The following is a 13,199-nucleotide window of genomic DNA, read 5'->3' as shown; positions in this document are numbered from 1 at the left end:
ATTTATGATGATTTAAAATAATTAAACAAGGTTAACTCCCGAAAATTTGGCACTTATATTGATCGTTTTGACACTGTTTTTTTGATACCGTTACAGAACTCCCATAATTGTTTGACAATAATATCCTATTTTTACCCAACTTAATAAAATACAAGAATTGCAATGCCTACACTAAACTGGATTGGAAAAGAAAAAGTAATCAACCATCATCAAGATGTGCCTTATAAAATATTAGAACCACAATATGGTTTTACGGATGGCATTGAGCAAACGGAACCCAACAACAGTGGTAACAAAATAATTCACGGCGACAACCTGGAAGCCTTGAAAAGCCTTTTGCCCGAATACGAAGGCAAGATAAAATGCATCTACATTGACCCACCTTACAACACCGGAAACGAAAGTTGGGTGTATAATGACAATGTAAACCACCCAAAAATTAAAAAATGGTTGGGCGAAGTCGTGGGTAGTGATGGCGAAGATCTAACACGTCACGACAAATGGTTGTGTATGATGTACCCAAGATTGAAATTATTACATAAATTACTAGCTGACAATGGTGCAATCTTTATTAGTATTGATGAAAATGAAATGACAAATCTAAGGTTTTTATGTACTGAAATATTTGGAGAATCTAACTACATTTCTACAATTACAGTTATAGTAAAACCTGAAGGGAGACGATATGGTTTTTTTGCTAAAACACATGAATATATTCTCGTTTTTGCTAAAAAAGCAAATGATCTTTACTTAAATGAAATTGAAGTTGAAGGAACAAAATATGTGTATTTTGATGAAAAAGGAGGATTTAATTTAAAAGGGTTAAGAAATAGAAATGTTAAGTCTTTCAATTCTAATAACCGACCAAATCTTCGTTACCCCTTTTATGTAGATATAAATAATCCAGACAGTAATGGATTATTTCAAGTTAGTGTAGATCCTGTAGAAAGTTGGCTGCAAGTATTTGCAAGCACGGTCGAAGGGTTGGATAGTGTTTGGTGTTGGGGCACTGATAAAGCTAGAAAACAAAATGAAGACTTAATTGCTTATAAAGGCAATGACAATGAAATTAGAATATTTCAAAAAGAAAGAAAACTAACTCAAACTGCTAAAACAACTTGGGATAATAAAAATTTTCACTCTATAAAGGGAACCAAAGAGATCACAGAACTTATTGGGAAATCAATTTTCGACTTCCCAAAACCAGAAATGTTATTAAGGCAAATTATGACCATTGCTACTGATGAAGACGACATAATCCTCGACAGCTTCGCAGGTTCAGGAACAACGGCTCATGCAGTTTTAAATTTGAACAAGCAAGATGGCGGCAACAGAAAGTTCATTTTAATAGAAATGGAAGACTACGCCAATACTATTACTGCCGAGCGAGTAAAAAGAGTCATAAATGGCTACGGGGAAGATAAAAAAGCCATAGAAGGCACAGGCGGTAGTTTTGATTATTATGAATTGGGCGAACCTTTATTTCTGGAAGAAGACGTTTTGAACGAAGCCGTTGGTATTGACAATATCCTGAAATACATTTGGTATTCGGAGACCAGAACGGCATTTGCTAAAATTCAAAATTTAGAACAAGACAATTTTCGCATTGGCACAAAAGACCAAACCGATTATTATTTTTATTATACCAAAGATGCTGTTACTACAGTAGATTATGATTTTATGGCACGAATAAAACACAAAGCCAGTCAATACATCATCTATGCTGACAATTGTTTGTTAGAAAAAGATTTTATGTTGAAGCATCATATTATCTTCAAGAAAATCCCAAGAGATATAACTAAATTTTGAGTTATGAGTTATGAGTTATGAATTTTTGGGTATTCAAAAAATGAGTGAGAGTATTATTAAAAACAAGAGTTTTTTGTTTGCAATTAGAATTGTAAAATTATATCAATTACTTATTTCTGACCGAAAGGAATTTGTAATGTCTAAACAATTATTACGTTCTGGAACTTCAGTTGGAGCAAATATTCGTGAGGCAATCAATGGCCAAAGCAAAGCCGATTTTGTGCATAAACTTTCCATTTCTCAAAAAGAATGTGACGAAAGTTTGTATTGGCTAGAATTATTAAAAGAAACGAATTACATAACAGAAATTGAATTTGAAAGTATAAATAAAGATGCCCTAGAAATATTAAAAATTTTGAAAAGCATTATTACTACAACCAAAAATAAAAAATAATTAGAAGTTTTTCCGGGCAACTCATAATTCATAATTCATAACTTTATAAAAATGACTGATTTCATATTATATACCGCCCCAAGCGGAGTGGTTCGCGTAGATGTTTTGCTTCAAAACGAATCAGTTTGGCTTACTCAAAAAGCTATTGCTGAATTATTTGGGGTACAGAGACCTGCTATCACAAAGCACTTAATCAATATTTTTGAATCGGGCGAACTAGAAGAAAATTCAGTTAGTTCCATTTTGGAACATACTGCCGAGGATGGTAAAATATACAATACAAAATTCTATAATTTAGATGCTATAATTTCTGTAGGCTATAGAGTAAATTCGACCAAAGCGACACAGTTTAGAATTTGGGCAACGCAAACCCTAAAAGAATACATAATTAAAGGATTTGTACTTGATGATGATCGGTTAAAACAAGGACAAACACTTTTTGGCAAAGACTATTTTAGAGAGTTATTACAAAGAGTTCGTTCCATACGTGCAAGCGAAAGAAGAATATACCAACAAGTAACCGATATTTTTGCAGAGTGCTCCATTGATTACGATAACAATGCCGAAATAACTAAAGCCTTTTACGCAACGATTCAAAATAAATTCCATTTTGCCATAACAGGCAATACTGCAGCCGAAATTATTGCTATCTCAGCTGATAGCAAAAAAGAAAATATGGGATTAACTTCGTGGAAAAACGCACCCGAAGGAAGAATACTAAAATCGGATGTTATAATTACTAAAAATTATTTACAGGAAAAAGAAATCAAACAATTAGAGCGAACCGTTACGGGTTATTTTGATTACATTGAAGGGTTGATAGAACGAGAAAACACGTTCACAATGCAAGGATTAGCTACTAGCGTGAATAAATTCCTTACTTTCAATGACTATAAAGTACTTGAAGGAAAAGGCAAAATAAAAAAAATTACTGCTGATAAAAAGGCGATAAAAGAATATGAGACATTTAATAAAACCCAAAAAATAATCTCCGACTTTGACAAAGTTGTTAAGGGATTGGGGAAATAGTTAGGAGTTATGAATTAGGAGTTATGAGTGAAAGTATTATTAAAAATAAAAGTTTTCTGTTTGCCATACGTATCGTAAAGTTATATCAATTACTGACTTCCGAGCGAAAAGAATACGTATTGAGCAAGCAACTATTACGTTCAGGAACATCAATTGGCGCCAATGTACGTGAAGCGTTAAACGGAGAAAGCAAAGCTGATTTTATTCATAAACTTGCCATTTCTCAAAAAGAATGTGACGAATCAATGTATTGGTTTGAATTATTAAAAGCAACCAATTACATAACAGAAGCTGAATTTGAAAGTATAAATCAGGACGCTTCTGAACTATTGAAAATTTTAAAAAGCATTATTATTACAACGAAAAGTAAAAAATAGAAAATAATTAGGAGTTATGAATTAGGAGTTGCACTGAACAACTCATAATTCATAATTCATAACTCATAACTCATAAAAATGGAGTTAAAATCCTATCAGCAACAAGTTATTACCGATTTAGATGTATTTTTAGAATATCTCCAAAATTATGACACACCAACCCTTGCCTTTAAACAGTATTGGGAAGACAAAGTTGGTGCCTATGAACTGAAACTTGACGGTACTTATAGCGGAATGACACCCTATAAAGATAACATCAAAAACACACCACACATTGCTATAAAAGTACCAACAGCTGGAGGTAAAACCTTCATTGCTTGCAATGCTATTCACTCTATATTTAGCAGTTATGACAGTAGTCGTCCTAAGGCGGTTGTTTGGCTTGTGCCCTGGAGTAATCTGCTGCAACAAACAGCCTCCAATCTTTCTGATTCGGCACACCCTTACCGTCAAAAATTAAATACTTTATTCAACCATAGTGTAGAAGTTTATGAAAAAGAGAGCCTCTTGCAAGGCGCAAATTTCAACCCTACCTCTGTCTCCGAACAATTAAATATTTTTGTTTTCAATTTCAGCAGTTTACGAATCAATTCTAAGAAAAAAGACGACCGCAAAATATACCAACAAAATGGCGCTTTGGAAGCTTTTAGAGATAGTATTGTGGCACAAGATTTAGTTTTGCCCGACACTGACGAAAGCGCTTTAATAAACGTGATTAGAAGCTTAAACCCATTAGTCATTGTTGATGAAAGTCACAATGCCGAAAGTGATTTAAGTATTGAAATGCTCCAAAATCTTAATCCTTCTTTTATTTTAGATCTAACTGCAACTCCAAAGAAAAATAGTAACATAGTTAGTTATGTAAATGCCATTGAGTTAAAGAAGGAACACATGGTAAAATTACCTGTTATCGTTTACAACCATAGCCGAAAAGAAGAGGTAATTAATAGTGCTTTGCATTTACAAAGACAGTTAGAACAATTGGCGATTCAAGAACATTTGGATGGTGGAAAAATGATACGACCTATTATTTTATTTCAAGCGCAATCTAATATCAAAGGAAGCGACAATACCACCTATATTAAGATTAAAGAAAAACTAATCGAGTTAAAAATTCCCGAAGAACAAATCAAGATCAAAGTCAGTGGTTTGGACGAGCTAAAAGGAATTGATTTGATGGACGGAAAATGTCCTGTTCGATACATCATAACAATCAATGCTTTAAAAGAAGGATGGGATTGTCCATTTGCTTACATCCTTGCTTCATTGGCCGACAAATCTTCCGCAGTGGAAGTAGAACAGATCTTAGGACGTGTTTTGCGCCAACCTTATGTAATCAAACATAAAGAACCGTTATTGAATCTTTCTTTCGTTTTAACTGCTTCGGCTAAATTCAATGAAACTTTAGACAATATTGTTAAAGGATTACAAGATGCAGGTTTTAGTAACAAAGATTATTATGCCGAAGAAATTATAAACGAAACAGCAACCGCTCCTTTATCGGATAAAGAAGCATTGACTAATGAATTGTTTGGCAGTACAGAAGTTGTAACAGATAAATCTTTTGATGATGCTGATATTACGAATATTAATGTAAGTGCTATTGATTATGATCCAACACAAAACACTTCGTCAACAATTAAAACAGGAGCACTAAATAAAATCACACAAAAAGCAATTGAGGAAGGCAAAGCATTTGAAACTAGATTGACTACAGATACTGGAGACAATACGGAATACCTTTTAAGAGAAATGGGAAAAGAGCCAAAAAGATATAAAATAGTAGAACACTTCCATCAAGTAGCAGAAAATATTGAATTACCTCAATTTTACAAAAAACTTGATGCCGATATCTTAAGTCAAGAATTAATTTTTGAAGAGTTAAGTCAGGGCGAAGTTTTCTTAAACAAAGAACAATTATTATCCAATTTTAAACTTTCCTCAAAAGATATTGAAATTGATTTCAATAGCGTTAGTGCTGAAATTGTAAAAGTAGATTATGACGAAGTACGTAAAGATGCCATGATTTCTAAATTTAGCATTCAAGCCAAAAAACTACTTGTAAATGCTATTGTAGCGAAACCGAAAGAGAAACAAGTAAAAGACATTACGAATATAATGATTTCTAAAATCGGGAACATGACTCCAATTACAGAGCCCGAAATTAGAAAATACATAGAACGCATCTTTAGTGAGTTCACGACAGAAGAAATAATTGATGCCGTTAATAATGAGTACAACTACGTTTATAAAATCAAAGCTAAAATTATTGAGTTGTCAAACCAATTTGCAAAAGAAGAATTCGGCAGATTGTTAGACACCAATAAAATTATCGTGAAACCAAGTTTTAAATTTAAAGAAACACTAGTTCATACCAAAGAGGGTGCTAAAATAGACAAATCTTTGTATGAACGAGAAGGCGATATGAACAGCTTCGAACAGCGCTTAATAATGGATGTAGCATCGCAAGAAAACATTTTATTTTGGCATAGAAATTCAGTAAGCAAAGACAAAGGTTTTTATTTAAATGGATTTAGCACTAATCATTATCCTGATTTTATTTTACAGACTCAAAAAGGCAACATTATCTTAGTAGAAACAAAAGGAGACTTTTTGGATAACGATGATAGTAAAGCTAAAAATATCTTAGGAAAGAAATGGGCTGAAAAATCTGGTAATAATTACAAATACTTTATGGTATTTGAAAACAAAAATGTTGAGGGATGTTATACGGCTAAAAATTTCATTCAAATTATAAGCGAACTTTAGAATACTATTAGAAAAATTCCTAATACCAAACACTCTCATATTGCAAAAGCTTTATGGGAGTTTTTTTATCCAATTATTTAATATTAGGATTAAAAACTATTAAAAGAAGTAAAAGTGGAAAGTAGATACAAAAAAGTTGGCCACCCTTTTACCCCTAAAAAGCAAAAAGCCTCTCAATCATACGATTAAGAGGCTTTTAAGTACCCGGAGCCGGAGTCGAACCGGCACGGTTTCCCACAGGTGTTTGAGACCAGCGCGTCTACCAATTCCGCCATCCGGGCTTAGCAGACAGAAATGACGACAGTCATTTCAACGCAATAAAGAGATATTTAATGGTAGTCAAACATCTTGTTTCTTTAACACGGTGCAAATGTATAAAAAAAATCAAAACATTCTAATAAAAAAACTAAAATTTTCTCTTTCAGAGTTCGATTTTTTTTCTAAATTTGCAGTTCGTAAAAACAGGGCACACTAACTAACTACAAAACAACAAATTAAATGTCACATACAGAACCAGAAGCTAAAATATTTGCTTGTTCACAAAGTGTCTATCTTGCTGAGAAGATTGCTGATAAATATGGTATCCCACTAGGAAAAATGACAATGTCTACCTATAGTGATGGAGAATTCCAACCTTCTTATGAAGAGTCTATCAGAGGATTACGTGTATTTATTGTATGCTCAACTTTTCCATCTGCAGATAATTTAATGGAACTTTTATTGATGATTGACGCTGCAAAACGCGCATCAGCAAGACACATTACTGCTGTAATTCCTTACTTCGGTTGGGCAAGACAAGACAGAAAAGACAAGCCAAGAGTTCCGATTGGAGCTAAATTAGTGGCTAAATTATTAGAAACTGCCGGAGCAACTCGTATCATGACTATGGATTTGCATGCAGATCAAATTCAAGGATTCTTTGAAAAACCAGTAGATCATCTTTTTGCCTCTACTATTTTCTTACCTTATATAGAGAGTCTAAAATTAGACAACCTTATGATCGCATCACCTGACATGGGTGGATCTAAAAGAGCCTATGCTTATTCTAAATTTTTAAATTCAGAAGTGGTTATCTGTTACAAACAAAGAAAAGAAGCCAACGTTATTGCAACCATGGAATTAATTGGTGAAGTAAAAGGCAAAAACGTAATACTAGTAGACGACATGATTGATACTGGTGGAACACTTGCTAAAGCTGCTGACTTAATGATTGAAAAAGGAGCATTAAGCGTTAGAGCTATTTGTACACATGCTATTTTATCTGGAGATGCCTACGAAAAAATAGAAAACTCTAAGTTATTAGAATTAATCGTTACCGATTCTATTCCATTAAAGAAAGAATCTAAAAAAATCAGAGTAGTAAGTTGTGCACCATTATTTGCAGAAGTAATGCACATGGTACAACACAACAACTCTATCAGCGGGAAGTTTTTGATGTAACTAGAAGAAGTCCTTAGTAAAAAACTACAGACTACAGAAAATTTACTAAAGACTTAGGACTAAATGCTTAGGACTAAAAAAATGAATTATTAACAATTATATATTTTACAATGAAGTCGATTACAATTAAAGGATCAGAAAGAGAAAGCGTGGGCAAAGTAGCAACTAAAGCCTTACGTAATGCTGGAGCGGTTCCTTGCGTTTTATACGGAGGAGATCAACCAGTGCACTTTTCAGCAGAAGAAAAAGCATTTAAAACTTTGGTTTACACTCCAAACGCACATACAGTTGTGATTGAATTGGAAAATGGTAAATCATTAAATGCAATTTTACAAGACATTCAGGTTCACCCAGTGTCTGACAAAATTTTACACTTAGATTTCTTTCAAACTTTTGAAGATAAAGAAGTTACTATTGAAGTTCCTGTAAAAGTTACAGGTGTATCTAAAGGTGTTCTTGCAGGTGGTGTTTTACGTTTGAACAATCGTAAATTAAAAGTTAAAGCTTTACCAAAAAATCTTCCTGATTTTGTTGAAGCTGACATTACTCCACTTGAAATGGGTAACAAATTGTACGTTACACAAGTTGGTGCACCTGAGTACGCAATCATGCACCCAGACAACACAGTTGTTTGTCAAGTAAGAATTTCTCGTGCAGCTATGAAAGCAGCTCAAGAAGCAGCGAAAGCAGCAAAAGGAGCTCCTGCAAAAGGAAAGAAAAAATAATATTTTTTCAAATACTCTACCAAAAAGACTGTCCCAAAAGACAGTCTTTTTTTTTACCTTTGGTTCATGAAGACACTTCCTCAATCACTTCTTGCCAAACTCCAAAAAAGAACAGATTCCAATGCGTTAAGACAATTGGGAACCACTTCCAACAGAATAGATTTTTCATCTAATGACTATATCGGATTTTCGCAGTCCAAAGTTATTTTTGAGCAAACGCATCAATATTTACTTGATACTAATTACACTCAAAACGGCGCTACTGGTTCTAGACTCATTTCTGGAAACCATGAAGTATATTCTACAATAGAAAAAGAAATTGCCAACTTCCACCAATCGGAATCAGCTTTGATATTTAATTCTGGTTATGATGCTAACGTGGGTTTTTTTAGTTCAGTTCCACAAAAAGGCGATTTCATTTTGTATGACGAATTGTGTCACGCTTCGATTCGTGACGGAATTCAGTTGTCACACGCAAAAGCATACAAATACGACCATAACGATTTTGAAGATTTAGAACGCTTGATTCTAAAATTCAACACCTCCAATACTCCCATTTACATTGCTACAGAAAGTGTCTTTTCTATGGACGGCGACAGTCCCAATTTAGGACAATTAGCCATTCTGTCTACAAAATACAATTGCTATTTGGTCATTGACGAAGCTCATGCCCTTGGTGTTTATGGCGAAAACGGACAAGGACTGGTACAATATTTAGGAATCGAAAACCAAGTTTTTGCCCGAATTATGACTTTTGGCAAAGGATTGGGTTGTCATGGGGCAGCCGTTTTAGGATCGAAAGATTTACAATCCTATTTAGTCAATTTTGCTCGAAGTTTTATATATACCACTGGACTGAATCCGCATGCTGTAGCGACGATTGGAATTGCTTATCGAAATTTAGAAGCTCAATCTGAAAATATATCTCGCTTACGAGAGAACATATTGTGGTTCAACCAAGAGAAAAAAATGGCAGGATTGCAACCTTTATTTGTTCGTTCCAAGTCGGCAATACAATGCGCGATTATTCCAGGGAACGAAAAAGTAAAAACTATTGCAAGGCAGTTGCAAGAGAAAGGTTTTGAAGTCAAAGCCATCTTATCGCCTACTGTTCCCGAAGGCCAAGAACGTTTGCGTTTTTGTTTGCATAGCTATAACACAAAAGAGGAAATAACAGAACTACTATCTTTACTGAGTTCTTTTGTGTTTTAAAACAATTATACTAGCATTTAAGTTAACAACTATCTTTTTAAACCATTAAGAAAATTAAGCGTTTTATTAACTCCATACAACTTTATAGCAAATTCTACATCTTGAAGCTGTACACGTTTTACATTAGACCATTAAGAAAATGTTGCTTTTCGAAACAGTGTTTTATAAAAACTTTGTGAATCTTCTTTTCTATCTTTGTGAATCTTTGCGAAATACTAACACATGAAATTATTTATCACAGGAATATCTACCGATGTTGGCAAGACCGTTGCCTCGGCTATTATCACCCAATCATTAGAAGCTGATTACTGGAAACCCATACAAGCGGGAGATTTAGAAAATTCGGACACTATAAAGGTAAAATCGTATGTGTCGAATGCCAAATCGAAATTTCACAACAATAGCTATGCGTTGCTGACTCCTGCAAGTCCGCATCATGCGGCGGCATTGGACGGAATTACGATTGACATCAACCAAATCACAGAACCAGAAACCGCAAACCATTTGGTTATTGAAGCTGCTGGTGGAATATTTGTTCCGCTAAATGATAACGATACCATTATTGATCTCATCAAACCCGATTATAAAATAATTGTGATTTCGAGACATTATTTAGGAAGTATCAATCACACTTTGTTGACTATTGAAGCTTTGAAAAATAGGAATCTACAGGTTGCTGGAATCATCTTTAGTGGTGATGAAAATCAAGCAACAGAATCGATTATTTTGAAGAAAACAGGAGTGAAATTTTTGGGCCGAATTGAACAAGAGCCTTATTTTGACCAAAATGTAGTTAAAGAATATGCGGATTTGTTTCGAGAAAAGCTGCTGAATTTGTGATTTTAACCACAAAGACACGGAGAAGGCACAAAGATTTTTTTTTAATTAACGATTGTTGATTTTTGACTTAACCACTAAGACACAGAGAAAGCACAGGGTTCACAAAGGGTTTTTATCACATTGAATCGAAGAAGAATAACAATTAAAGTCCCAACACTTCGAGATTGATTTTGTCATCATACAGATTCAACACATTGAGCGTAAAGAGCCGTAGGCTCGACACACGTTACAGGGACGGGTTTCAACCCGTCTATTTCAAAAACGTCAATGAATATTGACAATCATAATCGATTATAGCGCTCGCGTGAAGGATTGAGGTGAGCTACCGAAGTAGCACCGAAAGCCTGACAGCTGCTAGGAATAGGGGCTTATAACCGCAAAGATTGTTGCCCCTATTTCTAGATGGTGGCACGCCCAAATTATTCATTATATTTTACGTCATCAGCACTTGAAGGATCTGAAACCCTTCGAGGGTTAGAAAAAAACAACCTACCAAACAAGGGTGTTCTAGAATGACTGTGTATCTTTGCCACAAACTACACCCATGACATTAGCAGAAAGAAATCAAAAGCACAATTGGCATCCTTATACACAACATAAAACAGCACAAAGACCTATTGCGATTGTCAAAGGCGAAGGCGCCTTGTTGTGGGACGAGGACGGCAAGGAGTATATTGATGCGATTGCGTCCTGGTGGGTGAACCCTTATGGTCACTCGAATCCTGTGATTGCCGATGCGATTTATAAGCAGTTGACGACTTTGGAACACGTGCTTTTTGGCGGATTTACGCATGAGCCTGCGGTGGAACTTTCGGAAAAGCTGATAGCGGTTTTGCCTGCGAATCAAAATAAACTATTCTATTCGGATAACGGTTCGACATCTGTGGAGATTGCGATTAAGGTTTCGATGCAGTACTTTTTTAATAAAGGGGTGAAGAAAACGAAAATTATCGCTTTTGAAGACGCTTTTCATGGCGATACTTTTGGAGCGATGGCGGCAAGTGGTATTTCGTTTTTCATGGAAGCTTTTAAAGATTCTTTGATTGAAGTGGTACGAATTCCTGTTCCTACCGCTGGAAATGAAGAACTGTCACTGAAAACTTTGAAGGATTTGGCGGTTACCAATGAATTTGCTGCTTTTATATTTGAGCCTTTGGTACAAGGTGCGGCTGGAATGGTGATGTATGAAGCCGAAGTTTTGGATAAATTAATTGCAATTTGCAAAGAAAATCAGGTTTTTACAATTGCTGATGAAGTGATGACGGGTTTTGGAAAAACAGGAAAGAATTTTGCCTGCGATTACTTGACCGAAATGCCCGATATGATGTGTATTTCGAAAGCCTTAACTGGTGGCGCTATCCCTATGGCGATTACGAGTTTTACTCAAGAAATTTTTGATGGTTTTTATGATGACGACATCAACAAAGCATTGTTTCACGGGCATACATTTACGGCCAATCCTACGGGTTGTGCAGCGGCTTTGGCGAGTTTGCAATTGTTACAATCGGACGAAATGCAGGCTAACATTGCTCGTGTAAATAAAAGTCATTTGGTATTTGAATCCAAAATAAAACAGCATCCCAAGGTGGTAACAACTCGCGTTTTGGGCGTTATTTTTGCTTTGGAAATTAAAACCGAAAATGCAGAATCGTATTATGGTACTTTTCGAAATAAATTGTACAATTTCTTTATCGAAAATGGGGTGATTCTAAGGCCTGTTGGGAATATCGTTTACATTTTACCTCCTTATGTAATGACCGATACTCAATTGACAAAAACTTATAACCTGATTGAAAGGGCTTTAAATACTTTTTAATTTAAAAATGAGATTTAGCTAAAAAACCAATTGTTAAAAAAGTATTATTGATTTTTATAACAACAATTAAAGTCTCAATTTAATTGTTGTTATAATGCGACTTAAACAGACAAAAACGTATATTTTCTTATATTAGTTTTAACAAAATATGTCATACAACGTTTTTTTCTTTGTTTAATCGAGTATTTATCAACTCAAGGCTATCCACCTTCGTTTTCCTACAATATATTTATAGCAAGCAAACATTGTACGGGTTCACAGCAGTCATTTGGCTTTTGAAAATAAAATAAAACAGCGTCCTAAAGTAAAAACAACTCGCGTTTTGGGCGTTAATTTGCTTTGGAAATTAAAACCGAAAACCAAGAATCATATTATGGTGCTTTCCGTAATAAACTATATAATTTCTTTTTCGAAAACGGAGTGATTCTAAGCCCTGTTGGGAAAATCGTTTACATTTCACCTCCTTATGTAATGACCGATGCTCAATTAAAGAAAAACTACAACCTGATTGAAAGGGCTTTAAACACTTTTAAATTTAAAAATGAGATTAAGCTAAAAAAACAATTGTTAAAAAAATATCCCTATTTTAAAAAAGTGTTATTGATTTTTATGATAACAATTAAAATCTCAATTTAATTGTTATCATAATGCGGCTTAAACAGACAAAAACATATATTTTCTTACATTAGTTTTAACAAAATCTGTCATACAACGTTTTTTTCTTTATTTAATCGAGTATTTATTAACTCAAGGCTATTCACCTTTTTTTTCCTACAATATATTTATAA

Annotated in this window: 10 protein-coding genes and 1 tRNA gene; 10 read left to right on the top strand and 1 reads right to left on the bottom strand. The window is 34.3% G+C overall.

Translation table 11 applies throughout. From position 1 onward, the window contains the following. Positions 1-162: 162 nt before the first annotated feature. The 5 genes from ABZP37_RS04960 (at position 163) to ABZP37_RS04940 (ending at position 6,378) form a co-directional block, all read left to right on the top strand. On the top strand, positions 163-1,809 hold the full coding sequence (locus ABZP37_RS04960; protein WP_366186131.1) for a site-specific DNA-methyltransferase: 1,647 nt from the start codon (positions 163-165) through the stop codon (positions 1,807-1,809). 40 nt (positions 1,810-1,849) lie between these two features. Further along, the gene (locus ABZP37_RS04955) at positions 1,850-2,203 is read left to right on the top strand and encodes a four helix bundle protein (protein ID WP_366186129.1); all 354 of its coding nucleotides are present in this window, start codon (positions 1,850-1,852) and stop codon (positions 2,201-2,203) included. Positions 2,204-2,254: 51 nt separating this feature from the next. After that, the gene (locus tag ABZP37_RS04950) at positions 2,255-3,232 is read left to right on the top strand and encodes a virulence RhuM family protein (protein ID WP_366186127.1); all 978 of its coding nucleotides are present in this window, start codon (positions 2,255-2,257) and stop codon (positions 3,230-3,232) included. A 23-nt stretch (positions 3,233-3,255) separates the two neighbouring features. Then, entirely contained in the window at positions 3,256-3,609 is a 354-nt protein-coding gene (locus ABZP37_RS04945; RefSeq protein ID WP_366186125.1) for a four helix bundle protein, read from the top strand. A 78-nt stretch (positions 3,610-3,687) separates the two neighbouring features. Next, positions 3,688-6,378 (top strand): DEAD/DEAH box helicase family protein, encoded by a 2,691-nt coding sequence (locus tag ABZP37_RS04940; protein WP_366186123.1) that lies wholly within the window; start codon positions 3,688-3,690, stop codon positions 6,376-6,378. A 201-nt stretch (positions 6,379-6,579) separates the two neighbouring features. Here the strand turns inward: ABZP37_RS04940 and ABZP37_RS04935 are convergent. Continuing rightward, positions 6,580-6,659, bottom strand: a tRNA-Leu gene (locus ABZP37_RS04935). 217 nt (positions 6,660-6,876) lie between these two features. On the opposite strand from ABZP37_RS04935, the gene ABZP37_RS04930 reads away from it, so the two are divergent. From ABZP37_RS04930 to bioA, 5 genes are all read left to right on the top strand, one after another. Further along, on the top strand, positions 6,877-7,818 hold the full coding sequence (locus tag ABZP37_RS04930) for a ribose-phosphate pyrophosphokinase (protein ID WP_366186121.1): 942 nt from the start codon (positions 6,877-6,879) through the stop codon (positions 7,816-7,818). A 110-nt stretch (positions 7,819-7,928) separates the two neighbouring features. Next, entirely contained in the window at positions 7,929-8,543 is a 615-nt protein-coding gene (locus ABZP37_RS04925) for a 50S ribosomal protein L25/general stress protein Ctc (RefSeq protein ID WP_366186119.1), read from the top strand. 66 nt (positions 8,544-8,609) lie between these two features. Next, entirely contained in the window at positions 8,610-9,755 is a 1,146-nt protein-coding gene (locus ABZP37_RS04920) for a pyridoxal phosphate-dependent aminotransferase family protein (RefSeq protein WP_366186116.1), read from the top strand. A 222-nt stretch (positions 9,756-9,977) separates the two neighbouring features. Next, complete coding sequence (gene bioD / locus ABZP37_RS04915; protein WP_366186114.1) at positions 9,978-10,595, top strand: dethiobiotin synthase; 618 nt, start codon at positions 9,978-9,980, stop codon at positions 10,593-10,595. A gap of 544 nt (positions 10,596-11,139) precedes the next feature. Beyond that, complete coding sequence (bioA, locus tag ABZP37_RS04910) at positions 11,140-12,411, top strand: adenosylmethionine--8-amino-7-oxononanoate transaminase (protein WP_366186112.1); 1,272 nt, start codon at positions 11,140-11,142, stop codon at positions 12,409-12,411. The last annotated feature ends 788 nt before the right edge of the window (positions 12,412-13,199 follow it).

It is taken from the genome of Flavobacterium ovatum (assembly GCF_040703125.1).
Classification (GTDB): Bacteria; Bacteroidota; Bacteroidia; order Flavobacteriales; family Flavobacteriaceae; genus Flavobacterium; species Flavobacterium ovatum.
The sequence above is the reverse complement of the archived record's forward strand: the minus strand, read 5'-3'. Positions and strand labels throughout refer to the sequence as shown.